Consider the following 24,991-nt stretch of genomic DNA (forward strand, 5'->3'; position numbering starts at 1 on the left):
GCGCCGGGTGCCCGCAGGGGTATCGGAAGGCTGCCCGGCCGGGTCGCTCAGACGGGCCGGTAGCGACGCTCCGGACGGCCCGCGCCGCCGTAGCGCAGCCGCACCGTCGCGCGGCCCTCGGCGACGAAGTGCTCGAGGTAGCGCCGGGCGCTCACCCGGGAGACCCCGACGGCGTCGGCGGCCTCGGCGGCCGACAGCTCGTCGGAGCCGCGCAGGGCCTCGAGCACCGCCGCCGCCGTCTCCGGACTGAGCCCCTTGGGCAGCGCCGTGCGGCCGCGCCCGAGCGGGGCGAACACCGCGTCGATCTCCTCCTGCCCGGCCCGGTCGACCCCGCGCAGGGCGCCGTGGGCCTGGCGGAACGCCGTCAGGCGGGTGGCGAGGTCGTCGAACTCGAACGGCTTGACGAGGTAGTGCGCGGCGCCGCCCGCCGCCGCCGCGCGGACGGTCTCGGCCTCGCGGGCCGCGGTGACCATCACGACCCCGACGTCGTCGCCGCGCGCCCGCAGCCGTCGCAGCACCTCGATCCCGGAGAGGTCGGGCAGGTGGACGTCGAGCAGCACGAGGTCGGGCTCCAACCGGGCGACCTCGGCGAGCGCGGTCTCGCCGGTCGCGGCCTGACCGACCACGACGAACCCGTCGACCCGGTCGACGAAGCGGGTGTGGATCGAGGCGACCATGAAGTCGTCGTCGACGACGAGGACCCGCAGGTCGCGGGCGGCGTCGGGACCGGGGGCGGTCACGACGGGGTCCCCGGCTGGTCGTGGGCCTCGTGCGGGACGGTGCACGGCAGCACCGCGGTGAAGACGGCGCCGCCCCCGGGACGGGCGCCGACCGAGACCCTCCCGCCGCGGCGCTCGCACACCACCTGCACCAGGGCCAGGCCGAATCCACGACCGGTCTCGTCGCTGGGCTTGGTGCTGAACCCCCGGCCGAAGATGCGCGCCTCGAGGTCGGGGGGCACCCCGGGACCCGTGTCGGCGACCTCGAGGACGACCGCACCCTCCCGCGTCCCCTCCAGCGCGTCGTCGGGGCGCACGGCCAGTCGCACCTCGACGTGCGGCTCGTCCCCGGGGGCGCCGTGGCCGGAGGCGGCGTCGACGGCGTTGTCGACCAGGTTGCCGACCACGGTGGTGAGGTCGGCGGACAGCTCCGGGTCGAGGCGGGGGACGGCGCTGTCGTCGCTCAGCGTCAGTCGCACCCGGCGCTCGGCCGCGACGCTCGTCTTGGCGATCAGCAGGGCGGCCACGGCAGCATCCTCCACCCGGGAGCCGACGGCGTCGCTGATCTCGGCCCGGCGTCGCGTGAGGGTGCCGATGAGCCGCCCCACCTCGGCGTACTCCTCGAGCTGGACGAGCCCGGAGATGGTGTGGAGCTGGTTGCTGAACTCGTGGGTCTGCGCGCGCAGGGTGTCGGTCACGCTGCGGCGCACCTGCAGCTCGCTCTGCAGCGCCAGGAGCTCGGTGCGGTCGCGCAGCGTCGTGACGGTGCCGGCCGGGCGGCCCTCGTGCTCGACCCGGCTCCGGTTGACGACGACCGCGCGACCGGCCACCACGAGGACGGCGTCGTGGACCTCGTCGGCCCCGGCCAGGAGCGTGCCGACGCGTTCGGGCAGGCCGAGCTCGTCGAGGCGGCGCCCGGCGGCGTCGTCGGGCAGCCCGAGCAGCTCGCGCGCCGCGTCGCTGACGACGGTGAGCCGGCCCGCGGCGTCGACGGCGACGACCCCCTCGCGGATCGAGGTGAGCAGGGCCTCGCGCTGGTCGGCGAGCGCGGCGATCTCGGCCGGCTCCAGCCCGCGGGTGCGCCGCTTGATGAGCCGGGCCAGCAGCCAGGAGCCGATGACCCCGAGCATCAGGCCCAGGCTCAGGAAGACGGCGATGTCGTCGAGCGCGTCGCGCAGCTGCTCGGCCAGCGGCGGGTAGTCCTCGGCGACGACGGCGGCTCCGACGAGCGTGCCCGCGGGCGGGGTGGTGGCGTCGCCGTCGACCTCGTTGTTGGAGAAGACGGGCACAGCGGCCGCGATGGCCCGGTCCCCGCCGATGGTGATGTCGCCGGTCCACGTGCGCCCCTGCAGCACGGTGCGCGGACCCAGGTCGACCCGGCTGTCGTACGACGTCGGGTCGGTGCTGGCGAAGACCACGCCGTCGGCGTCGGTGAGGTAGACCGCGGTCGCGCCGACGGTGTCGGCCCGCTGCTGGGCGTAGAACGACAGCGCGGTGCGCACGTCGGGCTGCTCGAGGCCGTCCTGCACCGCCTGGGTCGAGGCCAGCGACTCCGCGGCCGCGCGCAGTCGGGCGCCCCGGGTGTCGCTGAAGTCGCTCTGGGTCTGGCGGAACGACACCACGCCGGTGACCGCCACGACCGCGCACAGCACGGCTACCTGGAGGAGCAGGAACTGCGAGGCCAGGGTGAGCCGCGGACGGGTGCGTGAACGCAAGTTCCACAACCTCCTTTGCCTTCGCAAGAGTGACGCCGAACACATGGGCCTGAGACGGTCACCACATGATCCCCGATCTCTCCCGGCGCACGTTCCTCGCGGGCGCCCTCGGCCTGGGTGCGGCCGCCGCGGCCTCGGGCTGCGGCGTCACCCGCGGTGAGGACAACCGCGACCTGTCCATGTGGATCCCCAACAGTCCCGGTGGCGGCTACGACCAGACCGGCCGCGCCGCGGTCGGGGTCATGGAGGCCGACGACGTCACCGGTGGCTCGTTCGAGGTCACCAACATCCTCGGTGCGGGCGGCTCGGTCGCGCTGACCCGGCTGATGGGCGCCTCCGGCGACGAGCACACCCTGATGACGATGGGGCTCGGCGTCGTCGGCTCGGCGTACTCCTTCGGCCTGCCGTTCAAGGTCACCGACGCCACGCCGATCGCCCAGCTCATCGAGGACCAGGAGGGCGTGCTGGTCCCGGCCGACAGTCCCTACGAGACCATCGACGACCTGGTGGCGGCCTGGAAGGCCAGCCCGCGCTCGGTCGCCATCGGGGGCGGCTCGAGCCCGGGAGGCCCCGACCACCTGTTCCCGATGCAGCTCGCATCGACGGTGGGCGTCTCGCCCAGCGACGTGCTCTACGTGCCCTACGACGGCGGCGGCCCGCTGACGACGGCGCTGCTCGGCAACAAGATCCAGGTCGGCTTCTCCGGTCTGGGCGAGTTCGAGGGCCAGCTCAAGAGCGGCGACCTGCGCGCCCTCGCGGTCTCCGGCGAGGAGCGCCTCGACGGGCTCGTCGCCGACGTCCCGACCCTCACGGAGGCGGGCATCGACCTGACCTTCGCCAACTGGCGCGGCGTCCTCGCCCCGCCGGACATCTCCGACGAGCGCCGCGGCGAGCTGGTCGCCTACCTCCAGGAGATGCACGACTCCCAGCAGTGGCAGGAGGCCCTGGTCACCAACGGCTGGACCGACAAGTTCATCACCGGCGACGAGTACGGCCAGTTCCTCGAGGAGCAGGACCAGCGCGTCGCCACCACCCTCGAGGAGGTCGGTCTGCTGTGACCGAGACCCGCACACCCCCCGCTGCCGCGGAGCCGCACGACGGCGTGCACCAGGACCGGGCGCAGCTCGGGCTGGCCGCCGCCCTGTTCCTCGGCGGCGCCTACACCGTCTACGACGCGACCACGCTCGAGGTCGGCTTCGCCGACCCGGTCGGACCCCGCGTCTTCCCCTACGTCGTCGGCTCCGTGCTCGTGGTCCTCGCCGTGCTGCTGGCGGTGGCCACCCTGCGCGGGTCGCGCCCCGAGGCCGACGCGGGTGAGGACATCGACCTCACCACCCCGGCCGACTGGACGACCGTGGCCAAGCTCGTCGGCATCCTGCTCTTCACCATCGCCACCGTCGACCTGCTCGGCTGGGCGATCTCGGGCGCCGTGCTCTTCGCCGGCGCGGCGTGGTCGCTCGGCTCCGGCACGCTCGTGCGCGACGTCATCGCCGGCCTCGTGCTCTCGGTGCTCAGCTGGTACGGCTTCTGGGTCGGCCTCGGCATCCCGCTGACCCCCGGCATCCTGGACGGGATCCTCTGATGGACAGTCTTTCCCTGCTCGGTGACGGCCTCGCCAGCGCGATCAGCCCCGAGAACCTCCTCTACGCCGCGATCGGCGTCCTCCTGGGCACCTTCGTCGGCGTCCTGCCCGGCATCGGGCCCGCGATGGCGGTGGCGCTGCTGCTGCCCGTGACGGCCGGTCTCGAGGCCACCCAGGCCTTCATCATGTTCGCCGGCATCTACTACGGCGGCATGTACGGCGGCTCGACGACCTCGATCCTGCTCAACACCCCGGGTGAGTCCGCGTCGGTGATGACGGCCATCGAGGGCAACAAGATGGCCAAGAAGGGGCGAGCCGCCCAGGCGCTCGCCACGGCCGCGGTCGGCTCCTTCATCGCCGGCACGCTGGGCACTCTCGGCGTCGTCTTCTTCGCCCCCGCTCTCGCCTCGATCGCCGTGGACATCGGTGCTCCGTCGTACTTCGCGATCGCGCTGATGTCGGTCGTGCTCGTCACCGCGGTGCTGGGTGCGTCCAAGCTGCGCGGCTTCATCGCGCTCTTCCTCGGCCTGACCATCGGTCTGGTCGGGCTCGACCTCAACACCGGTCAGCCCCGCCTGGACCTCGGGATGACCCAGCTCGCCGACCCGCTCAACGTCGTGGTCGTCGCCGTCGGCATCTTCGCCCTGGGCGAGGCGCTGTGGGTCGCCGCGCACCTGCGCCGCACTCCGCTGCAGATCACCCCGGTCGGCCAGCCCTTCCTCGGCCGCGACGACTGGCGGCGCTCGTGGGGCCCGTGGCTGCGCGGCACCGCGCTCGGCTTCCCGTTCGGTGCGATCCCCGCCGGCGGCGCCGAGACCCCGACGTTCCTGTCCTACATCGCCGAGAAGAAGCTGACCAAGCACCCCGAGGAGTTCGGTCACGGCGCCATCGAGGGCGTGGCCGGTCCGGAGGCCGCCAACAACGCCTCGGCGGCCGGCACCCTGGTGCCGCTGCTCGCCCTAGGCCTGCCGGTGACGGCGACCGCCTCGATCATGCTGGCGGCGTTCCGCAGCTACGGCATCGTCCCGGGTCCGCAGCTCATGGACGAGCAGCCCGACCTCGTCTGGACGCTGCTGGCCAGCCTGCTCATCGGCAACACGCTGCTGCTGATCATCAACCTGCCGCTGGCCCCGGCCTGGGCGCGCCTGCTGCGCATCCCGCGCCCGCAGCTCTACGCCGGCATCCTGTTCTTCGCCACGCTGGGCGCCTACGCGACCAACGTCGACCCGTTCGACATCCTCCTGCTGCTCGTCTTCGGTCTGCTCGGCCTGGCGATGCGCCGCTTCGGGATCCCGGTGCTGCCGTTGATCCTGGGTGTCATCCTGGGTCCGCTCATGGAGATGAAGCTGCGTGAGGCCCTGACCATCTCCGACGGCTCGCCGTCGGCGCTGGTGAGCGAGCCGCTCGCGGTCGTGGTCTACGTCTTCATCGTCCTCGCCGTCGCGGGACCGCCGCTGGTGCGGCGCCTGCGGGGCGGCGGCAGTGACCGCAACACCCCCGAACGCGAGAAGGAGCTGGTGTGATGAGTGCAGGCTGGGTCGTCGTCGGCTGGACGCCCGACGAGTACGGCGAGGTCGCCCTCGACCACGCCCTGGCCGAGGTCGCCCACCGCCCCTCCGGCGTGGTGGTCGTCAACGGGACCAAGGGTGACTCGCTCGTCGACACGCGCTACGCCGGGTCGGACGCGATGCAGGAGCTCGAGCGGCGCCTCGGTGCCGCCGGGGTCGAGTGGTCGGTGCGCCAGCCGGTCGGCGGCGACGTCGCCGACCAGGTGCTCGCCGTCGCCACCGAGCTCGGCGCCCGCCTGATCGTGCTCGGTCTGCGCAAGCGCACCCCGGTCGGCAAGCTGCTCATGGGCAGCGTCGCCCAGCGCGTCATCCTCGACGCGTCCTGCCCCGTCCTCTGTGTGAAGCCGGGCTCCGAGCCCCGCTGAGCGAGACCACGGGAGTGGTTTCGAGCCAGGACTTCGTCCTTCCGCAACCACCGGAACCGGTGGTTGAGGAGGCCCGCTGGGGCCGTCTCGAAACCACTCTCGTGGTGGGGTGGTTTCGAGACAGGACTTCGTCCTTCCTCAACCACCGGGAGCTCGACTGCGGCGGTCTGGACGACGCTCGGCTAGAGCCGGGCGAGCATCCCCAGCACCCGCTCGACGACCAGGTCGGTCGCGGCGGCGTCGTACGACGGCAGGGAGCTGTCGACGAACAGGTGGCCCGAGCCGGGGTAGGTGAACAGCTCGGCGTCGGAGGCCGTGGCGACGAGCTCGCGGGCGGCGTCGAGGTCGCCCTCGTGGGCGAAGAACTCGTCGTCGTCCATCCCGTGGACCTGCACGGGCACCCCGTCGGGCCACGGGCCGATCGCCCACTCGCCGCTCACCGGCAGGCAGGCCTCGAGCAGCACCGCGCCCGCGGCGCCGGGCCGGGTCTGGGCGAGCCGCTGGGCCGACATGACGCCGGAGGAGATGCCGGCGTGGACGAGTGACTCCGGCAGGTCGGCCACCAGGCGGTCGACGACCTCGTCGCGGTCGGTCTGCGCACGAGCGAAGGCCGCACCCTCCGACATCTCGGTGAAGGTGCGACCGTCGTAGAGGTCGGGCGTGTGCACGGTGTGACCGCCGGAGCGCAGCCGCTCGGCGAGCTCGTGGACACCGGGCGTGAGCCCCTGGACGTGGTGGAAGAGGAGGATCTCGGCCATGGCCCGACGTTAGGGGCCACCACCGACACCCGCCAGGGTCGGCGCGTCAGCCGCGCACGCGCACGCGCACCGCGACCATCGCCACGTCGTCGTCGCCGCGATGGGGGTCGAGCCGCTCGAGCACGGCATCGCACAGGGTCTCCGGGTCGGTGCCGGCGAGGTCGGAGAGCGCCTCGCGCAGGTCCCGCAGGCCGCGGTCGAGGTCGGCCTCGCGCCGCTCGACCAGCCCGTCGGTGTAGAGCAGCAGCGTGTCACCGGGGCCGAGGTCGGTCGCGAGGTTGGTGCGCGGGGTGTTCGGCTCGACGCCGAGGATGAGGTCGGAGCGCTCGCCCTCGAGGAGCACGACGGAGCCGTCCGCGCGCAGCAGGGCGGGCGGGGGGTTGCCGGCGTTGCTCCAGGCGACGGGGCGGCGACCGTCGGCTCCGGTGGTGCCGATGCGCACGAGCACCGCGGTGCTGAGCTGGTCGGAGCCCAGCCCCCGTGAGACGCGCTCGAGCCGGGTCAGCACGGCCGCGGGGGAGTCGGGCACCGTCATGCGGTCGTCGTAGGCCAGGCCGCGCAGGAGTCCGCGCACCTGGCCCATCCGGCCCGCGGCGACGTCGTCGTGACCCGAGACGTCGCCGATCACCACCACGAGGTCGCCCCGGGGCTGGACGAACGCGTCGTACCAGTCGCCGCCGACGCGGGCGATGTCGCTGGCGGTGCGGTAGCGCACGGCGATGTCAACGTCCTCGAGCGTCGGCAGAGCGGTGACCATCGCGCTCTGCAGGGCGTCGGCGAGGGCGGTGATCTGCTCGGCGCTGCGGCGGCGGCGCTCGGCCTGCTCCGCGCGGTCGACGGCCGTCGCGCACTGTGCGGCGAGGCCCTCCATCAGCTCGAGCTCGGCGGCCGAGAAGTCGCGCTCCGCGTCCCAGGACAGCTGCAGGCAGCCGACCGGCCGGCCCTGGGAGACCATCGGCAGGCAGACGAACGCCTGGCGGTCGGTGATCTCGAAGATCTCGGCCATGGTCGCGCTGAAGGCGAGGGACTCGGCCTCGGTGCGCAGCACCACGCGCTGGCCCGTGCGCGCGGCGACGGCGGCGGGGAACTCGCTGTCGACGGGCAGCTCCGGGTAGCGACGCTGAAGCTCGGTCGTGGCCGACGCGCTGGCCGTGACCCGCCACGCGCCGCCGTCGGTCGCGGTGAGCAGGCACCCGCCGCTCGCACCGACCGCGCTCAGCCCGGCCCCGATGGCGGCGGCCTCGACGTCGGCGAGGCTCTCGGCCCGGGCGAGGTCGAGGGCGACCTCGGCGAGCCGGGCGAGCTGGGCCGTGGTGGTGCGCTCGGCCTCCTCGGCCCGCGTCAGCTCGCCGCGGGTGCGCCGCAGCTCGGTGACCTCGTGGACCGCGTGGAGCAGCAGGGCCACCCGGCCCTCGGCATCGCGCAACGGGGTCTCCGTGAAGGTCCACCAGCGCTGCTCGAAGCCGTCGGCGCCCGCGATGTCGTAGCGCAGCTCGTGGATCGTCTCCGCGACGCCGCTCGCGATCACGCGGTCGAAGATGGCGCGCGCGCTGGTGACCTGGTCGTCGGTGCGCATCGGGCTGTCGGGGAAGACGTCGAAGACGGCCCGACCGACGACGTCCTCGCGGGCGAGTCCGACCGCGTCCAGGTAGGCCTGGTTGGCCTCGACCATCAGCAGGTCCGAGGCGCGGAACACCACCATCGCGACAGGCGCGGCGAGGAACAGCTCGCGGTGCTCCCAGGGGTGGGCCAGGGAGGCCGTCGAGCCCTGCGCGGGGGGCACCTGGGGACGCTAGCACGCGCTTACGGCGTACGGGCGGCGCTCTGGTCAGCCCTGGGGTGCTCCCGGTGGTCGTCCAGGACGAGCTCGTCCCAGTCGACCCGGGCGAGCCGCTGGTGGTACTCCGCCACGCGTCCGGGCCAGTTGGTCGGGACCGTGGTGCCCCGGCGGTACCAGCTGTCGCAGCGGGCCCACACGGTGTCGGCGAGGCGCTCGTCCATCTCCTGCTCCCACCGCCGCGCGACCGTCGCGTCGACCTCCGCCGAGCGCGCGCCGGTCGCGGCGAGGCGCCGGGCGACCTGGGCGATCCAGCGGGCCTGGGCCTCGAGCATGCCGATGATCGAGCTGCCGCCGAGATTGGTGTGGGGGCCGTAGACGCAGAACAGGTTGGGGAAGCCGGGCACCGTGACGCCGAGGTGCGCCGAGGCGCCCTCGGACCACGTCTCGCTCAGCACCCGGCCCTCGCGACCGACGACCCGGATGCTGCGCAGGAAGTCGGTGGCGGCGAAGCCGGTGCCCCAGATCAGCACGTCGGCCTCGTGCAGCCGGCCGTCCTCGGTGCGGACGCCGCCCGGCTCCACGGCTCCGACCGGCTGGGTGACCAGCTCGACGTGCTCGCGGGCGAGGGCGGGGTACCACTCGTCGGCGAACAGCAGCCGCTTGCAGCCGACCGGGTCGGTCGGCGTCAGGGCGCGGCGCAGGGCCGGGTCGGCGACGTGGCGGCGCAGGTGGGCCCGGGCGGCGGTGCGGATCAGTGCCGACAGCGGTCGGGTCACGACCGAGCGACCGGACAGCGCCCGGTTGTAGAGCTCGGTGAGGCGGAACGTCGCGCGCCGCTCGGCGGCGAGCAGCGCGGGGAGGCGGCGCAGCAGCCGGTGGTGCCGTGCGCCGTAGACGGTGTCGGGACGGGGCAGCACCCAGGTGGGGGAGCGCTGGAAGACCGTCATCGACGCGACGTCGTCGACGATGCCGGGGACCAGCTGCACGGCGCTCGCACCGGTGCCGACCACCGCGACCCGGCATCCGGTCAGGTCGACGTCGTGGCGCCACTGCGCGGAGTGGAACGCCGGCCCGGCGAACGTCTCGACCCCCGGGATCCGCGGCACGGCCGGCTCGCTCAGCTGCCCGACGGCGGAGACGACCACGTCGGCGTCGTACGTCGTGCCGTCGGTGGTCGTGAGCCGCCACGACGCGCGCTCGTCGTCCCAGACCGCCTCGCAGACCGACTGTCCGGTCCGCACCAGGTCGCGCAGCCCCTCGTCGCGCGCGACACGGCGGATGTAGTCGAGGATCTCGGGCTGGTCGGCGTACCTCCGGCTCCAGGCGGGGTTGGGCGCCCACGACCAGGAGTAGAGCGGGGACGGCACGTCGCAGGCAGCGCCGGGGTAGGTGTTGTCGCGCCACACCCCACCGACGTCGTCCCCGCGCTCGAGCACCACGACGTCGTCGACGCCGGCTCCGAGCAGCTCTCGTGCCGCGCCCAGACCGCCGAACCCTGCCCCGATGACCACCACACGCACGTCTCGACGCTAGAGCTGCCTGAGCGCAATCGACTTGATGATTCCGGCCACGTCTTCGAGGCTTGGTCGGGTGGGTGAGCTCCTGACGCGTTCGCCGCTCGGTGTCTCGCACCTCGTCGCGTACGCCGAGACGCTCGGCGTGCCGGCCGCTCGCGTCCTGGCCGGCTCGGGCCTCGAGGGCGCCGACCTCGCTGTCGCCGGGCTCGAGGTCGCGCCGGCCCAGGAGCTGCGGGTCCTCGCGAACCTGATGGCGGTCGTCGGCCCGGACGGTGGGGGCGAGCTCGGCCGCAGCTACCGCCTCACGACCTACGGTGCGCTGGGCTTCGCGGTCCTGGCCAGCCGCAGCGTGGGTGAGGCGGTCGCGCTGGCGCTGCGCTTCTTCGACCTGAGCTTCGCCTTCGTCACCCCGCGGGTCTCGCTGGTCGACGACCGCGTGGTCGCCGACCTCACGGGGCCGGCGGTGCCCGGCGGGCTGCGCCGCTTCGTCGTCGACCGCGACGTCGAGGCGGTGCGCGCCGCGCTGCGCGAGCTGCTGCCCGTCGGCGCCGTCGTCGAGCGCACGGCCCCCGGCCGCCGGGCCGCGCCGTCCGCGGACGCGCGACTGACCTTCGACGCCGCCCTGCTCGCCCTGGAGCCGCCGACCCGGCGCGCCGACCTCGAGCTGTGCACCCGGCTGTGCGAGGAGCTGCTCGACCGGCGCCGCGCCCACACCGGCCTCGTCGCCGAGGCGCGTGCGCTCGTCGTGCAGCGCCTGCCCGACGGCGCCCCGATGCCGGACGTCGCCGCCGGCCTGGGGCTCAGTGAGCGCACGTTGCGTCGCCGCCTCGAGGCCGCCGGCACGTCGTACCGCACCCTGCTCGACGAGGTCCGCTCCGGCCTCGCCGCGGTCCTCCTGGAGGCTGGCCTCGGTGCCGCCGAGGTCTCGGCGCGGCTGGGGTACGCCGAGCCCGCGGCGTTCTCCCACGCCCGCACCCGCTGGAGGACGCGCGCCGACCCGGCGTGAAGTGCTGTCAGACGGACGCCGACCCGGCGCGAAGTGCTGTCGGACGGACGCCGACCCGGCGCAGAGTGCTGTCGGACGGACGCCGACCCGGCGCAGAGTGCTGTCGGACGGACGCCGACCCGGCGCAGAGTGCTGTCACTTCACGCCGGGTCGGCGTTCATGGGCGACACTTCGCGCCGGGTCGGCGTTCATGGGCGACACTTCGCGCCGGGTCGGCGTTCATGGGCGACACTTCGCGCCGGGTCGGCGTTCATGGGGCGACATTCTGCGCCGGGTCGGCGCTCCTGCAACGACACTTTGCGCCGGGTCGGCGTTCCTGGGGCCGCGGAGCTCAGGCGATCGTGAACCCGCCGTCGACGGCGATCGTCTGGCCGGTGACGTAGCCGGCGGCGTCGGAGGCGAGGAAGACGAGCGCGGCGGCGAGCTCGGCCGGGTCGCCCTTGCGGCCGGCGGGGACGCGGGGGAGCAGCCCCTCGAGGTAGCCGGGCGGGTACTCGTCGGTCATCTCGGAGGTGAAGAACCCGGGCGCGATGGCATTGACGCGGATGCCCTTGCGCCCGGTCCACTGCTGGGCCAGGTCGCGGGTGAGGCCGACGAGGGCCGCCTTGCTCGCGGAGTACGCCGCCTGGGGGAGTCCGGCGGTGGTGAGCCCGAGGACGGAGGAGATGTTGACGATGCTCGAGCCGGGCTGCATGACCCGACCGCACGCCTGCGCCATCCAGTAGCAGCCGTTGAGGTTGACGTCGACGACGGAGCGGAACTGCTCGGGGGTCTCGCGGGTGGCCGGCACCGCGGTGCCGAGACCGGCGTTGTTGACGAGCACGTCGACCCGACCGAACTCCTCCATCGCCGCCTGCACCAGCGCGGTGCACGAGTCGGGGTCGGAGACGTCGGTCGCCCGCGAGACCGCCCGGCGCCCGGCCGCCTCGACCAGCGAGGCGGTGTCGGCGAGCCGCTCGACCCGGCGCGCGCCGAGCGCGACGTCGGCGCCGGCCTGCGCCAGCGCCTCGGCGAAGGCGACCCCGAGGCCGCTCGAGGCTCCCGTGACGACGGCGACCTTGCCGTCGAGGCGGAACATGTCCAGGACCGGCTGCGCGCTCATGGGCCGACCTTAGGGCGTGGCTCCCCAACCCGCGCGGTCGCCCGCGCGGCGTCGCATCGGACCTGGACGGCGTTGTCGTCGCCCGCCGTGACTCCGCCACGGCGGGCTCCTCCGCCTTGCCAGCTCCGCGCGACCCCACGCCTGCTCCCACGGGGGTGGGAGGCCACGCCCTAGGGTCTCGTCGTCCTTGACGGGAGGATGGCCCCGTGAGTCGCCTCGTGCCCGAGCCCGGTCAGGTCGTCACGGTGTTCCGCTCGCGGCTGCGCCCCGACGCCGATGCGTACGCCGACCACGCGGCGCGGATGAGCGAGCTGGCCCGCACGATGCCGGGCTACGTCGAGCACAAGGTCTTCACCGCGCCCGACGGGGAGCGGGTGACGCTGGTGACCTTCGCCGACCGGGCGAGCCACGACGCGTGGGGCCGCCACCCCGAGCACCGCGCCGCCCAGCGGGCCGGGCTGAGCGACTACTACGAGGAGTACTCCATCGCCGTCGCCGAGGTCGACCGCGCGAGCTCGTGGAGCCGATCAGCCCAGGAGTGAGGCCTTGATCTCGGCCTTCAGCACCTTGCCGACCTTGGAGCGGGGCAGGTCGGGCCAGACCTCGACCTGCTTGGGCGCCTTGACCGGCCCGATCCGTTCCTTCACGAACGCCGCCAGATTGGCGCCCGGCACCTCCGAGCCGCCCCTCAGCTGCACCACCGCGGTGACCCGCTCGCCCCACTTCTCGTCGGGCAGCCCGATGACCGCGCAGTCCTGGACGGCCGGGTGCTGCATGAGGGCCTGCTCGACCTCGGTGGAGTACACGTTGAACCCGCCGGTGATCACCATGTCCTTGGCCCGGTCGACGATGAAGAGGTAGCCGTCGTCGTCGAGGTAGCCGATGTCGCCGGTGTGGTGCCAGCCGTGCGCGGACGCCGCGGCCGTCGCCTCCGGGTCGCGGTGGTAGCCCGCCATGACCAGCGAGCTGCGCACGACGATCTCCCCGCGCTCGCCGCGCGCCAGGAGCGCCCCGTCCTCACCCATGATCTGGACCGTCACGAGCGGTGCGGGTCGACCGGCCGAGGAGAGCCGCTCCCGGGCGAGCGTGCCGTCGGCGCGGAAGTGCTCGCGCGGCGCCAGCGTCGAGATCATCATCGGCGCCTCGGTCTGGCCGAACAGCTGACCCAGCACCGGCCCGATCCGCTCGATCGCCTCCTCGAGCCGGGCTGCCGACATCGGCGCGGCGCCGTACCAGAGGCACTGCAGGCTGCTCAGGTCGCGCCGCTCCAGATCGGGATGGGCCAGCACCATGTAGACCAGCGTGGGCGGCAGGAACGTGTGGGTGACCCGGTGCGCCTCGACGTGCTCCAGGAACGAGCCGACCTCGGGGGTGCGCATCACGACGACCTCGCCCCCGAGCGCCAGCACCGGGAAGCAGAGCACGCCGGCGGCGTGGGTGAGCGGGGCGAGGGCGAGGTAGACCGGGCGCCCCTCGAACGGGTAGCTCATCAACGTGATGGCGCTCATCGTCTCGAGGTTGGTGCCGGTGAGCTCCACCCCCTTCGGGCGCCCCGTCGTGCCGCCGGTGCCGACGACCATGGCGAGGTCGTCGACCGCCGGCAGGTCGGCCTCACGACCCGCACCCGCCGCGAGGAACGCCGACCAGCCCAGCGCGCCCGAGACCCCGTGGGTGTCGTCGTCGAGGCTGACCAGCGTGGTGAGCTGCGGCAGGTCGGGACGGATCCGCTCCACGAGGCCGGCGTACGCCGCCTGGTAGACGACGGCGACGCACCCGGCCAGCTCGAGCAGCTCGCGGTTCTCGGCCGCCTCGTTGCGCGGGTTGACCGGGCACCACACCGCTCCCGCGCGGCTGATGCCGAACACGCAGGTGAAGGCGCGCGGGTCGTTGGCCGAGATGACCGCGACCCGCTCACCCGGAGCCACTCCCCGCGCGGCCAGCGCCGCCGAGATGCGCGAGCTGAGCTCGCGCACCTCGGCGTACGTCGCCGTCCACCGGTCCGCACCCGGGTCCGCACCCGGGTCCGCACCCGGCCCCGTGGTCAGGCACGGGGCGTCGGGGTCGATCGAGACCCCCTTGTCGAGGTAGTCGCACAGGCGCACCGGTCTGTTCCTCCTCTGTGAGATCTGCGCTGGTGAGATCAGCGCTCGACGGTGACCACGGGCTCGGACACGAGCCCGAAGCTCCGCAGCACGCCGAGCAGCTCGCGGTGCCCGAACGCCTGGCAGCCCGAGGCGAACCCGACCCGTCTCGGCGGCTGCTGGAGCAGGGAGTACGCCGCGTAGGCCTGCAGCAGGCCGGTCTGCTTGTAGTTCTGGTTGCCGTGGATGACGACGTGGGCGCGCCCGAGCGGGCCGGAGGCGTGCACCGAGTCGACCGACTTGTTGAGGCGGGGGTTCTCCCGCGGCGGCATCTCGCTCATCACCTGAGCGGCCGTGGCCGTGAGCGCGGCGTAGCGCTCGTCGTCGGGGAGGTCCTTGGTCGACTCGACGGCGGCCGCCACGATCTGGGGCACCCCGGTCATGAGCGCCTTGTTGAAGACCCCGCCGAGCACCTTGCAGTTGGCGACCCGCGGGTCGCGCTTGAACCACACCGGGTGCGACGTGCCGCCCCACGGCAGGGCGAGCGCCAGCTCGTGCTGGCCGGGGATCGCGAGCTGGTAGAGCCCGGCCTCGGGGTCCCAGGGGACGTACTCGTTCTGCTCGAGGTGGAAGGCGCCGGCCAGTGCGGCGTTGACCAGGATGGTGAGGGTGGAGGCGACGGTCGGGCTGCCGCCCCAGAACACCGCGATGTCGAGGGTGTCGAGCCCGGGCTGCTCGAGCGCGATCTGCGCCGCGATCTCGCCGGTGGTGTACATGTGCGCGATGCCGGGGGCCAGCAGCAGCCCCTTCTCGGCGTACGCCGCGCCCCAGGTCTCGTCGCAGGTGATGAGCCAGTCCTGCTCGCCCGTGGTGTCGGTGTAGTGGACGCCGGCGGCGAGGGCCGCCTGGACCACGGCGGGCCCGAGCTGGGAGAAGGGGCCGACGGTGTTGAGGACCACCTCGGCGCCGTCGAGCAGGTCGGCGAGCGACTCGGGGCTGCCGTCGACCTCGACGATCTCGTAGTCGGCCGTCTCGATCCCGGGGACGTGGGCGTCCATGGAGCTCGTGAGCCGGTCCGCGCTGCGGCCGGCGGCGACGAACGGGACGCCGTACTCGCGGAGGTACTCGCAGATCAGCCGGCCGGTGTAGCCGGAGGCGCCGTAGACGACGACCTTCCTGGTGCTGGCCACGGCGCTCACATCCCCATCCCGCCGTCGACCGGCAGGCCGACGCCGTTGACGAACCGGGCCGCGTCGGAGGCCAGGAAGACCACCGCGTCGGCCATGTCGGCGACCTCGCCGAGGCGCCCGGACGGGGTCAGCTCGATGACCGCCCCGACGGCCTCCTCGGGCGAGCCGAAGAGCCCGATCTCGGCGACGTCGTTGGCCAGGCCCGCGCCCATCGCGGTCGGCACGAGGCCGGGGTAGATGCAGTTGACGCGGACGCCGTAGCCGAGCTTGCCCGACTCCATCGCCGCGACCCGGGTGAGCCGGTCGACGCCGGACTTGGTCGCGGAGTAGACCGAGATGCCCGGGAAGGCGATGGTCGCGGCGACCGAGGCGACGTTGACGACGACCCCGCCGGCGCCTGCGGCACCACCGGGGCGCATCGCGCGGAACGCGTGCTTGAGGCCCAGGGCGGTGCCGAGCAGGTTGACGTCGAGCTGCTTGCGCACGGTGTCCGGGTCGAGGTCGACGATGAGGCTGGTGATCTCGACGCCGGCGTTGTTGACGACGACGTCGAGGCCGCCGAGCAGGTCGACGGTCTCGGCGACCGCGGACTCCCAGCCGGCGTCGTCGGTGGTGTCGAGGCGCACCGAGCCGTGGCCCTCGCCGAGCGAGCTCGCCACCTCGGCGCCGAGCTCGTGCTGCAGGTCGGCGACGACGACCTTCGCTCCGGCGGCCGCGAGCGCGCGGGCCATGCCTTCTCCGAGCCCCTGGGCTCCTCCGGTGACCAGGGCCTTGCGGCCGGTGAGGTCGAGTGCGGTCATGCCGTTCTCCTCGCTGAGTGGCTGGGTGGTGGTGGTGAGTGGTGCCGGTCACACGGTGCTCGCCTTCTTGACGACTGTCAAGAGTTCTCTGGACAGTCGTCAAGACGGCACTCGGCGTGCGAGAGTGGGCCCGTGAGCGTCAAGCACGAGGAGCGCCGCGACCAGCTCGCCGAGTCCGCGCTGCGGACCCTCGGCGAGCGCGGCTACGCCCGCACCTCGCTGCGCGAGATCGCCCAGCACTCCGAGTTCAGCCACGGCGTCGTGCACTACTACTTCCACGACAAGACCGAGCTGGTCGTCCACGCGGTGCGCTACTACAAGGCCCGCTGCGTCACCCGCTACGACGGCGTCGTCGCCGACTCGAGCACCGCGCAGGAGCTCCTCGACGCCTTCGCCGCCAAGCTCGTCGAGACCGTGCTCGACGAGGCCCCCATGCACTGCCTGTGGTACGACGTGCGCGCCCAGAGCATGTTCGAGCCCGCACTGCGCGAGGCCGTCACCCTCATCGACCGCACGCTCGAGGAGATGATCTGGCGCGTCGTCTCGCGCTACGCCGAGCTCGCCGCTCGCCCGACGGCGCTCGACCCCGCGGCGGCGTACGGCGTGCTCGACGGGGTGTTCCAGCAGGCGCTGCTGGCCCACGTCGCCGGCGACGAGACCGCGCTGCCGCGGCTGGTCGACCAGGTGCACGGGCTGATGCCGCTGGTCCTGGCCTGAGTGATGGTCTGAGTGCTGGTCTGAGTGCTGGCCTGAGCCTGCCGGTCCTCGTCCGGTAGCCTGGGCCCGTGCACAGCCGCCTGCTTCTCTAGCCGCGTCGACACGCACGACTCGACGCGGCCGCCCCTCCTGCCCGAGGGGCTTTTTCGTGCCCCGGGTCCGACCAGCACACACCAGGAAGAGATCGATGGACGAGCACGAGCAGCCCACCACCTACGACGTCCACGCCGTGCAGAGCAAGTGGCGAGCCGTCTGGGACGAGCTGGAGCCGTTCCGGGCCGGCAGCGCCGCCCCGGGCCCCGACGGGCAGCCGGCCGAGAAGCGCTACGCGCTCACGATGTTCCCCTACCCGAGCGGTGACCTGCACATGGGTCACGCCGAGGTGACCGCGCTGCACGACGTGATCGCGCGCTACTGGTGGCAGAAGGGCTACGACGTCCTCAACCCGATGGGCTGGGACTCCTTCGGCCTGCCGGCCGAGAACGCCGCGTTCCGCAACGACGAGCACCCGGCGACCTACACCTACGCCAACATCGCGACCCAGCTGGACTCCTTCCGCAACTACGCCATCAGCTTCGACTGGTCGCGCCGGTTCAACACCAGCGACCCGGAGTACTACCGCTGGACCCAGTGGCTGTTCCTGAAGTTCCGCGAGCGCGGGCTGGCCTACCGCAAGAACAGCCCGGTCAACTGGTGCCCGCACGACCAGACCGTGCTGGCCAACGAGCAGGTCGTCGACGGCCGCTGCGAGCGCTGCGGCGCCGAGGTCACCAAGCGCGAGCTGACGCAGTGGTACTTCAAGATCACCGACTACGCCCAGGAGCTGCTCGACGGCCTGGACGAGCTGGAGGCCACCTGGCCGGCCCGCGTCGTGACCGCCCAGCGCAACTGGATCGGGCGCTCCGAGGGTGCGCACGTCACCTTCGAGATCGCCGGCCACGACCCCGTCACGGTCTTCACCACGCGACCCGACACGCTGTACGGCGCGACGTTCATGGTCGTGGCCGCCGACGCGCCGCTGGCCGCGTCGCTGGTCACCGACGAGCAGCGCCCGGCGCTGGAGGCCTACCTCGACGAGGTCCGCAAGGCCTCCGACATCGACCGCCTGGCCACCGACCGGCCCAAGAGCGGCGTCCCGCTGGGTGTCACCGCGACCAACCCCGTCAACGGCGAGCAGCTGCCGGTGTGGGCCTCGGACTACGTGCTGGCCGACTACGGCACCGGCGCGATCATGGCGGTGCCCGCCCACGACCAGCGCGACCTCGACTTCGCGAAGGCCTTCGACCTGCCCGTGCGCATGGTCGTCGACACCGGCGAGGACGACCCGGCCGCGACGTACGTCGCCACGACCGGCGACGGCACCTACGTCAACTCCGGACCGCTCGACGGGCTGCGCGACAAGGCCGCCGGCATCCGCACGATCATCGAGCGGCTGGAGGCCGACGGCTCCGGCACCGGCACGGTCAACTTCCGCCTGCGCGACTGGCTGCTGAGCCGCCAGCGCTACTGGGGCTGCCCGATCCCGATCGTGCACTGCGAGAAGGACGGCGAGGTCGCCGTGCCCGAGGACCAGCTGCCGGTGCTGCTGCCCGAGCTGCGCGGCGCCGACCTGAAGCCCCAGGGCGTCTCGCCGCTGGCCGCGGCCACCGACTGGGTCGAGGTCGAGTGCCCGACCTGCGGCGGACCCGCCACCCGCGACAGCGACACGATGGACACCTTCGTCGACTCGTCGTGGTACTTCCTGCGCTACTGCTCCCCGCAGTACACCGACGGTCCGTTCGACGTCGAGGCCGTGCGTCAGTGGATGCCGGCCGACATCTACGTCGGCGGCGTCGAGCACGCCGTGCTGCACCTGCTCTACGCCCGGTTCTTCACCAAGGTCCTGCGCGACATGGGCATGCTCGACTTCTCCGAGCCGTTCGCCGCCCAGCTCAACCAGGGCCAGGTGATCAACGAGGGCAAGAAGATGTCGAAGTCGCTGGGCAACGGCGTGCAGCTGGGCAGCCAGCTCGAGGAGTTCGGTGTCGACGCCGTGCGCCTGACGCTGGTCTTCGCCGGCCCGCCCGAGGACGACATCGACTGGGCCGACGTCTCGCCCGGTGGCTCGCTGCGCTTCCTGCAGCGCGCCTGGCGCCTGAGCGGCGACGTCACCTCGGAGCCCGGGGTCGACGTCGGCACCGGTGACGTCGCGCTGCGCCGGGTCACCGCCCGCACCGTGCACGACGCCGACGAGCTGCTGGCCTCGTTCCGGTTCAACGTCGTGGTCGCCCGCGTCATGGAGCTGGTCAACGCCACCCGCAAGGCCATCGACTCCGGCTGCGGCCCCGCCGACCCCGCCGTCCGCGAGGCCGTCGAGGCCGTCGCCGTCCTGCTGTCCCTCGTGGCGCCGTACACCGCGGAGGAGATGTGGAGCCGCCTGGGCCACGAGCCGACGGTGGCCCGCGCCGGCTGGCCGAGCGTCGACCCCGCCCTGCTGGTCACCGAGTCGGTCACCGCGGTGGTGCAGGTCAAGGGCAAGGTCAAGGCGCGGCTCGAGGTCAGCCCCGACGTCAGCGCCGCCGACCTGGAGGCCCTCGCGCTGACCGACGAGGCCGTCGTGCGGGCGATCGAGGGTCAGCAGGTGCGCCGCGTGATCGTGCGCGAGCCCAACCTGGTCAACATCGTCGTCTGAGGGGTCGTCTGAGGGGTCGTCGGGGTCGCCGGGGTCCTACGCTGCGTGGTCGTGACCACACCCACGACGACGACCACCAGCACCGTCGGCGAGGGCGACGCCCTCGTGACCTGGGACCTGCACGACGGGCCGGCCGGGCGGACACCCCTGGTGCTCCTCGGCTCGCCGATGGACGCCTCGGGGTTCACGGCGCTGGTGCCGCTGCTCGACGACCGGCCCGTCGTGACGCTCGACCCGCGTGGCGCGGGGCGCAACCCCCGCGCGACGTCGTCGCTCACGCCCGAGCTGCACGCCGAGGACGTGCACCGGGTGGTGGCGGCTGCAGACCTCGGGCCTGTGGACCTGTTCGCGACCAGCGGGGGAGCGGTGGTGGCGTGCGCGCTGCTCGCCGAGCACCCCGGAGACGTGCGCCGCGTCGTGCTCCACGAGCCGCCGACGGGCGCGTTCCTGCCCGACCGCGCCGTGTTGGAGGCGCTCTCGGCCGACCTGCGGGCGACGTACGACGAGCAGGGCCGCGGCCCGGCGATGGCGAAGTTCATCGAGATGGTGGTGCACTCCGGCGAGCTGACCCCCCGACTGGCTCGACCGTCCGGCGCCCGACCCGGCGCGCTACGGCCAGCCGGTCGACGACGACGGCGACCGCACCGACCCCCTCATGCGCAACTCGCCGGCGGTGCAGGACTTCGTCCCCGACCTCGAGGCGCTGCGCGCCCTCGGCGACCGGCTCGTGGTCGCCTGCGGCGCCGACTCGGGCGAGACCTGGGCGGCCCGGGGCGCGCGCAGCATCGCCGCGCAGATCGGCGTCGAGGTGGTCGAGCTCCCGGGCGGGCACACCGGATTCGCGCCGCCCGGCCACGGCGGACCGGGTGGCGACCCGGCGGGGTTCGCAGCGCTGCTGCGCGCGCTGCTGCCCTGACACCTCCGCAGCTCCAGCACCGGATCGGCTACCGTCCCCGCATGGCTGTGGTGGTGGTCACCGACTCGACGGCCTGCCTCCCGTCCGAGCTGGCAGCCGACCGCGGCATCGTCGTCGTGCCGCTGCAGGTGGTCATCGGGGCCGACGTCTTCGACGAGGGGGCCGACGGCGCGACCCCCGCGGCGATCGCGACCGCGCTGAAGGAGCGCCGAGCGGTGTCGACGTCGCGACCGACGCCCGCCGCGCTCGCGGCGGTCTACGACCGCTGCGCTGCCGAGGGGGCCACCGCGATCGTCTCGGTGCACCTGTCCTCGCAGGTCAGCGGCACGTTCGAGTCGGCCCAGCTCGCCTCCCGCGAGGCGGCGGTGCCGGTCGTCGCGGTCGACACCCGCCAGGTCGGCACGGCCACGGGCTTCGCCGCCCTGGCCGCCGCGGACGCCGTGGCGGCCGGTGGCAGCGCCGAGGAGGCGGCCGAGGTGGCCCGCCGGCGCGCCGAGCGCACCGACTCGCTCTTCTACGTCGACACGCTCGAGCACCTGCGCCGCGGCGGTCGCATCGGCGCGGCCGCCGCGCTCGTCGGCGGCGCCCTCGCGGTCAAGCCGCTGCTGGAGATCGCCGACGGCCGCGTCGCCTCGCTCGAGCGGGTCCGCACCTCCGCGCGCGCCCTCGCCCGGCTCGAGGAGCTCGCGGTGACCCGGGCCGGGTCCGCCCCGGCCGACATCGCGGTCGCCCACCTCGACTCCCCGGAGCGCGCGGAGCAGCTGACCGCCCGCCTCACCGAGCGCCTCGCGGCCAACCTGCAGGGACGTGACGTGCTGTGCGGCGAGCTCGGCGCCGTGCTGGGGGCCCACGTCGGCCCCGGCATGCTCGCGGTCTGCGTCGCGCCCGTCGTCTGACCACGCGACCGCCCGACCGTCCACCAGTCGTCCACAGGGACGGCCCGAGGTCGGGTCGTCCACAGGTCGCGCGGCGGCCCGTCGCGCTGGGTCGTGAACTCTCCTACGTTCTCAGCCATGCGCTCCCGCCGGTCCGACCTCGAGCACCAGGAGGCGGTCTCCCGACGTCTCGCCCTGCTCGGCGACGAGCTCGCCGGGGTGCGGCCGGCGCGGGTCTCCGCGCTCCCGGCGCCGCCGTCGGGGCCGGTGCTCGGGCCACCGGACGACGGGCCCGACCACGGGTCGGACCACGGGTCGGACCACGGGTCGGACCACGGGTTGGACGAGGGGCCGGCGTGGTACGACGAGCACACCCGCGTGGCGCCGCACCGGCACCCTCCGGCGCCGCGTCACCCGAGCCCGCCCCCGCCCTCGCCCTCACCGGAGCCCGTCCCGGTGCCCGGTCGCCACGCGGCCCGGCGTCCGGGTCCCGTCGTGCCGCTGCCGAGCGTGGTCGCCGATGGGCTGCCCGGCCGGCTCGGCGGGCTGGCGTTCGGCGCGCCTCAGGTCGCCGTGGTCGCGGTGCTGGTGGCGCTGGGGCTGGCGGTCACCTGCTGGTGGCTGGTGCGCTCGGGCTCGGACACCGTCGAGGGGCAGCTCAGCGCGGCTCCGGCCGTCGGTCTCGTGACACCGTCGGGCGCGGTCTCCGCCGACGAGGGTGCCGACGAGGGTGCCGACGAGGGTGCCGTCGAGGGCGCCGTCGAGGCGGCGGGGGCCGGTGCTGGAGCGACCGGGTCCGCCGCGACGGCCGACGCGGCGCCTACGACGGTCACGGTCGACGTGGCCGGCAAGGTGCGGCGGCCGGGCATCGCGGTCCTGGGAGCCGGTGCCCGGGTGGTCGACGCGCTCACCGCCGCCGGAGGAGCCCGGCCGGGCGTCGACCTGACGACGCTCAACCTCGCCCGGGTGCTCGTCGACGGCGAGCAGATCCTGGTCGGCGTCGACCCGCCCACGGGGGCGGCGGCCGCGGCCGGGCAGGCCCCCGCGACCGGGGCGGCGTCCTCGGCCGGTGGGGGATCGGCGCCCGGCGCTCTCGTCGACCTCAACACCGCGACCGTCGACCAGCTCGACGCCCTCCCCGAGGTCGGCCCGGTGACGGCCCAGGCGATCCTGGCGTGGCGCACCGAGCACGGCGCCTTCACCTCCGTCGACGAGCTGCTCGAGGTCGACGGCATCGGCGAGGTCACGCTGGGCAAGATCGCGCCCTACGTGACGGTGTGAGGCTCGAGCCCGCCTCGGCCGACGACGAGCAGCTCCCCGAGAGGGACCGGACCGACCTGCGGATGCCGCTGGTCGGCGCGGCTGCCTGGCTCGGCGCACTGGGCGCGACCGTGCTCGCCGGCCGAGCGCTCGTCGGCGCCACTGCGGTGCTGGTCCTCGTCGGAGGTGGCGCAGCGCTGGTCCTGCGCGGACGGCGCCTCGCGCCACTGGTGGCCGCCCTGGTGCTCGTGGCCCTGGCCGCGGGCGGGGGAGCGGCGCTGCGCATCGCACGGGTGAGCGACAACCCCGTCGCCGACCTGGCGCACGAGGGGGCCGCGGTGAGCGTCGTCGGCACCGTGACGTCCGACGTGCGTCGGGTGCACGGCGGGTTCGCCGACCAGCAGCTGTGGCGCCTCGAGGTGCGCACGGTGACCGGGCGCGGCCGCACGGTGGAGCTCGCGGCTCCGGTGCTGGTGCTCGACGACGTCGGCGAGGAGGGCGCCGAGGGACCTCTACTCGGTGCGGAGGTGCAGCTGCGGGGCCGGCTCCTGGCGGCCGACGACCCCGACACCGCCGCCCTGCTCCGGCCGAGCGGGCCGATCAGCGTGGTCGAGGGCCCCGACGTCTGGTGGCGGGCGGCGGGCGCGGTGCGCTCGGCCCTGCGGGAGTCGGTCGCCCACCGCCCCGCCGACCAGCGCGCGCTCGTGCCCGCCCTCGTGGCGGGCGACGACGGGGACGTCTCGTCCGAGGTCCAGGAGGCGTTCCGCACGACCGGCCTGACCCACCTCCTCGCGGTGTCCGGCACCAACCTCACGCTGATCGTGGGCTTCCTGCTGGTCCTGGCCCGCTGGGGCGGCGTGCGCGGGCGCTGGCTGGTGGTGGTCGCGGCAGCCGGGATCGTCGGCTTCGTGCTGGTGGCGCGCACCGAGCCGAGCGTGCTGCGCGCGGCGGTGATGGGCACCATCGGTCTGGTCGCGATGAGCGCCAACGGGCGGCACCGGGCGCTGCGCGGGCTGGGCCTGGCGGTCCTGGTGCTCGTGCTCGTGCAGCCGAGCCTCGCGGTCTCGGCGGGGTTCGCCCTGTCGGTCCTCGCGACCGGCGGCATCCTCCTGCTCGGACCACCGTGGCGCGACGCGCTCGGCCGCTGGCTGCCGCGCTGGCTGGCCGAGGCCGTGGCGGTCCCGACCGCCGCTCAGCTCGCGTGCACCCCGCTCGTGGCGGCGATCTCCGGGCAGGTGAGCCTGGTCGCGGTGGTCGCCAACCTGCTGGCGGCCCCGGCCGTCGGTCCCGCCACCGTGCTCGGTCTGGCGGGCGGTCTCGTGACGCTGGTCTGGGCGCCGCTCGGACGCCTGCTCGGCACCCTCGCCTCGTGGTGCGTCGCCTGGCTCGTCACCGTCGCCGAGCACGGCGCGACGCTGCCGGCTGCCGCGGTGTCCTGGGGCACGGGTGCCGGCTCGCTCGTGGCCCTCACCGCCCTCACGCTGGCGATCGCGCTCCTCGGTCCGCGGGTCGTGCGTCGACCGCTCCTCGGTGCCGTCGTGGTGCTGGTCCTGGTCGCCGCCGTGCTGGTGCGCCCGCCCGCCCTCGGCTGGCCACCGGGCGACTGGGTCGCCGTCGCCTGTGACGTCGGGCAGGGCGACGCCCTCGTGCTCCGCGCTGCTCCGGGCCAGGCGGTGGTCGTCGACGCCGGCCCCGACCCGGGTCAGGTCGACCGGTGCCTCGACCGGCTGGGCGTGCACCGCGTGCCCCTGCTCGTGCTCACCCACTTCCACGCCGACCACGTCGACGGCACCAGCGGTGTGGCCGACGGCCGGCCGGTCGACGCGGTGGAGACGACCCGGCTGCTCGACCCGCCCGGCGGCGTCGCGGCGGTCGCAGACGGCCTCGCGGCGGAGGGGTCGGGGAGCGCCCCGACCGCCTCCGCGGCGTACGCCGAGACCCGGCGGGTCGGCGCCGTGACCCTGCAGGTGCTGTGGCCGCTGCCCGACTCGCCGACGCAGGGCCCGGGGGACGGGTCGACGGCCAACGAGGCGAGCGTGGTGCTGCTCGCCGAGGTCGGGGGCCTGCGCCTGCTGCTCACCGGCGACCTCGAGCCCGAGGGGCAGGCCGCGCTGGCGCGGCTGCTGCCCGGGCTGCGGGTCGACGTGCTGAAGATGCCCCACCACGGCAGCCCGCACCAGGACGAGGACTGGCTCGTCTCGCTCGAGGCGTCGGTGGTCCTCGTCTCCGTGGGTGCCGACAACGACTACGGCCACCCGGCCGCCTCGGCCCTCGACCCGTTGCGCGCCGCGGGCGCCGAGGTGCACCGCACCGACCAGGAGGGGGACCTCGCCGTGCTGGCCTCGGGTGAGGTCGCCACGGGGAGGTGA

Annotated in this window: 21 protein-coding genes and 1 pseudogene; 13 read left to right on the top strand and 9 right to left on the bottom strand. The window is 74.1% G+C overall.

All coding sequences use genetic code 11. From position 1 onward, the window contains the following. Positions 1–47: 47 nt before the first annotated feature. Positions 48–740: a response regulator gene (locus GRQ65_RS15885; protein WP_337191782.1), complete on the bottom strand. Its 693-nt coding sequence runs from the start codon at positions 738–740 to the stop codon at positions 48–50. Next, complete coding sequence (locus GRQ65_RS15890; protein WP_202388219.1) at positions 737–2,434, bottom strand: sensor histidine kinase; 1,698 nt, start codon at positions 2,432–2,434, stop codon at positions 737–739. Before GRQ65_RS15890 ends, GRQ65_RS15885 begins: the two co-directional genes overlap by 4 nt. A 65-nt stretch (positions 2,435–2,499) precedes the next feature. On the opposite strand from GRQ65_RS15890, the gene GRQ65_RS15895 reads away from it, so the two are divergent. Genes GRQ65_RS15895 through GRQ65_RS15910 form a run of 4 tightly spaced genes read left to right on the top strand, consistent with a single transcriptional unit; the run spans position 2,500 to position 5,949 of the window. After that, the gene (locus GRQ65_RS15895; RefSeq protein ID WP_160878972.1) at positions 2,500–3,492 is read left to right on the top strand and encodes a Bug family tripartite tricarboxylate transporter substrate binding protein; all 993 of its coding nucleotides are present in this window, start codon (positions 2,500–2,502) and stop codon (positions 3,490–3,492) included. After that, the gene (locus GRQ65_RS15900) at positions 3,489–4,016 is read left to right on the top strand and encodes a tripartite tricarboxylate transporter TctB family protein (protein WP_337191783.1); all 528 of its coding nucleotides are present in this window, start codon (positions 3,489–3,491) and stop codon (positions 4,014–4,016) included. Before GRQ65_RS15895 ends, GRQ65_RS15900 begins: the two co-directional genes overlap by 4 nt. Next, positions 4,016–5,539 carry a tripartite tricarboxylate transporter permease gene (locus GRQ65_RS15905; RefSeq protein ID WP_160878973.1) on the top strand — a complete coding sequence of 508 codons (1,524 nt, stop codon included), beginning with the start codon at positions 4,016–4,018 and terminating at the stop codon, positions 5,537–5,539. The genes GRQ65_RS15900 and GRQ65_RS15905 overlap by 1 nt, the downstream gene beginning before the upstream one ends. Then, complete coding sequence (locus GRQ65_RS15910; RefSeq protein ID WP_160878974.1) at positions 5,539–5,949, top strand: universal stress protein; 411 nt, start codon at positions 5,539–5,541, stop codon at positions 5,947–5,949. Before GRQ65_RS15905 ends, GRQ65_RS15910 begins: the two co-directional genes overlap by 1 nt. 182 nt (positions 5,950–6,131) lie before the next feature. Here the strand turns inward: GRQ65_RS15910 and GRQ65_RS15915 are convergent, their stop codons facing one another. From GRQ65_RS15915 to GRQ65_RS15925, 3 genes are read right to left on the bottom strand one after another with little or no spacing between them, the layout of a single operon-like run. Then, positions 6,132–6,707 (bottom strand): dienelactone hydrolase family protein, encoded by a 576-nt coding sequence (locus GRQ65_RS15915; protein WP_160878975.1) that lies wholly within the window; start codon positions 6,705–6,707, stop codon positions 6,132–6,134. A 46-nt stretch (positions 6,708–6,753) separates the two neighbouring features. Continuing rightward, complete coding sequence (locus GRQ65_RS15920) at positions 6,754–8,490, bottom strand: SpoIIE family protein phosphatase (RefSeq protein WP_160878976.1); 1,737 nt, start codon at positions 8,488–8,490, stop codon at positions 6,754–6,756. Between the two features lie 20 nt (positions 8,491–8,510). Further along, entirely contained in the window at positions 8,511–10,007 is a 1,497-nt protein-coding gene (locus tag GRQ65_RS15925; RefSeq protein ID WP_160878977.1) for an NAD(P)-binding domain-containing protein, read from the bottom strand. A gap of 70 nt (positions 10,008–10,077) precedes the next feature. Between GRQ65_RS15925 and GRQ65_RS15930 the strand changes: the two genes are divergently transcribed. After that, a complete protein-coding gene (locus GRQ65_RS15930; protein WP_160878978.1) occupies positions 10,078–11,010 on the top strand; it encodes an AraC family transcriptional regulator ligand-binding domain-containing protein in 933 nt (310 codons plus the stop codon). Positions 11,011–11,341: 331 nt separating this feature from the next. Here the strand turns inward: GRQ65_RS15930 and GRQ65_RS15935 are convergent, their stop codons facing one another. Continuing rightward, positions 11,342–12,112 carry an SDR family NAD(P)-dependent oxidoreductase gene (locus GRQ65_RS15935; RefSeq protein WP_160878979.1) on the bottom strand — a complete coding sequence of 257 codons (771 nt, stop codon included), beginning with the start codon at positions 12,110–12,112 and terminating at the stop codon, positions 11,342–11,344. Positions 12,113–12,318: 206 nt separating this feature from the next. Here GRQ65_RS15935 and GRQ65_RS15940 point away from each other — a divergent pair, with 206 nt between their 5' ends. Then, positions 12,319–12,654 carry an antibiotic biosynthesis monooxygenase gene (locus GRQ65_RS15940; RefSeq protein WP_202388220.1) on the top strand — a complete coding sequence of 112 codons (336 nt, stop codon included), beginning with the start codon at positions 12,319–12,321 and terminating at the stop codon, positions 12,652–12,654. On the opposite strand, the gene GRQ65_RS15945 is transcribed toward GRQ65_RS15940, so the two are convergent. The 3 genes from GRQ65_RS15945 to GRQ65_RS15955 are packed head-to-tail and all read right to left on the bottom strand — an operon-like array spanning position 12,640 to position 16,183. Further along, a complete protein-coding gene (locus tag GRQ65_RS15945) occupies positions 12,640–14,214 on the bottom strand; it encodes an AMP-binding protein (RefSeq protein WP_160878980.1) in 1,575 nt (524 codons plus the stop codon). The two genes, GRQ65_RS15940 and GRQ65_RS15945, sit on opposite strands and share 15 nt — an antisense overlap. 38 nt (positions 14,215–14,252) lie before the next feature. Then, the gene (locus tag GRQ65_RS24085; protein ID WP_160878981.1) at positions 14,253–15,383 is read right to left on the bottom strand and encodes a DUF5938 domain-containing protein; all 1,131 of its coding nucleotides are present in this window, start codon (positions 15,381–15,383) and stop codon (positions 14,253–14,255) included. Between the two features lie 5 nt (positions 15,384–15,388). Continuing rightward, positions 15,389–16,183 carry an SDR family NAD(P)-dependent oxidoreductase gene (locus GRQ65_RS15955; protein ID WP_160878982.1) on the bottom strand — a complete coding sequence of 265 codons (795 nt, stop codon included), beginning with the start codon at positions 16,181–16,183 and terminating at the stop codon, positions 15,389–15,391. Positions 16,184–16,315: 132 nt separating this feature from the next. Between GRQ65_RS15955 and GRQ65_RS15960 the strand changes: the two genes are divergently transcribed. From GRQ65_RS15960 to GRQ65_RS15985, 7 genes and pseudogenes are all read left to right on the top strand, one after another. Then, entirely contained in the window at positions 16,316–16,900 is a 585-nt protein-coding gene (locus tag GRQ65_RS15960; protein WP_160878983.1) for a TetR family transcriptional regulator, read from the top strand. A 187-nt stretch (positions 16,901–17,087) separates the two neighbouring features. Further along, on the top strand, positions 17,088–19,571 hold the full coding sequence (gene leuS / locus GRQ65_RS15965) for a leucine--tRNA ligase (RefSeq protein WP_160878984.1): 2,484 nt from the start codon (positions 17,088–17,090) through the stop codon (positions 19,569–19,571). 168 nt (positions 19,572–19,739) lie between these two features. Further along, positions 19,740–19,979, top strand: a pseudogene (locus tag GRQ65_RS24285) (alpha/beta fold hydrolase); the annotation flags it as partial. Positions 19,980–20,226: 247 nt separating this feature from the next. Then, positions 20,227–20,487 carry a hypothetical protein gene (locus GRQ65_RS22880; protein ID WP_237448372.1) on the top strand — a complete coding sequence of 87 codons (261 nt, stop codon included), beginning with the start codon at positions 20,227–20,229 and terminating at the stop codon, positions 20,485–20,487. Between the two features lie 41 nt (positions 20,488–20,528). Further along, positions 20,529–21,383, top strand: a complete 855-nt coding sequence (locus GRQ65_RS22885) for a DegV family protein (protein WP_160878985.1) — start codon at positions 20,529–20,531, stop codon at positions 21,381–21,383. 117 nt (positions 21,384–21,500) lie between these two features. Then, complete coding sequence (locus tag GRQ65_RS15980) at positions 21,501–22,643, top strand: ComEA family DNA-binding protein (RefSeq protein ID WP_202388222.1); 1,143 nt, start codon at positions 21,501–21,503, stop codon at positions 22,641–22,643. Further along, entirely contained in the window at positions 22,640–24,991 is a 2,352-nt protein-coding gene (locus GRQ65_RS15985; protein WP_337191784.1) for a ComEC/Rec2 family competence protein, read from the top strand. The genes GRQ65_RS15980 and GRQ65_RS15985 overlap by 4 nt, the downstream gene beginning before the upstream one ends.

Source organism: Nocardioides flavescens (assembly GCF_009823805.1).
GTDB lineage: Bacteria > Actinomycetota > Actinomycetes > Propionibacteriales > Nocardioidaceae > Nocardioides > Nocardioides flavescens.

Coding starts and splice junctions, on each gene's coding strand:
- GRQ65_RS15895 (WP_160878972.1), top strand. CDS start 2,500: ATGATCCCCGATCTCTCCCGGCGCACGTTCCTCGCGGGCGCCCTCGGC.
- GRQ65_RS15905 (WP_160878973.1), top strand. CDS start 4,016: ATGGACAGTCTTTCCCTGCTCGGTGACGGCCTCGCCAGCGCGATCAGC.
- GRQ65_RS15910 (WP_160878974.1), top strand. CDS start 5,539: ATGAGTGCAGGCTGGGTCGTCGTCGGCTGGACGCCCGACGAGTACGGC.
- GRQ65_RS15915 (WP_160878975.1), bottom strand. CDS start 6,707: ATGGCCGAGATCCTCCTCTTCCACCACGTCCAGGGGCTCACGCCCGGT.
- GRQ65_RS15935 (WP_160878979.1), bottom strand. CDS start 12,112: ATGAGCGCGCAGCCGGTCCTGGACATGTTCCGCCTCGACGGCAAGGTC.
- GRQ65_RS15955 (WP_160878982.1), bottom strand. CDS start 16,183: ATGACCGCACTCGACCTCACCGGCCGCAAGGCCCTGGTCACCGGAGGA.
- leuS (WP_160878984.1), top strand. CDS start 17,088: ATGGACGAGCACGAGCAGCCCACCACCTACGACGTCCACGCCGTGCAG.
- GRQ65_RS22880 (WP_237448372.1), top strand. CDS start 20,227: ATGCGCAACTCGCCGGCGGTGCAGGACTTCGTCCCCGACCTCGAGGCG.
- GRQ65_RS22885 (WP_160878985.1), top strand. CDS start 20,529: ATGGCTGTGGTGGTGGTCACCGACTCGACGGCCTGCCTCCCGTCCGAG.
- GRQ65_RS15980 (WP_202388222.1), top strand. CDS start 21,501: ATGCGCTCCCGCCGGTCCGACCTCGAGCACCAGGAGGCGGTCTCCCGA.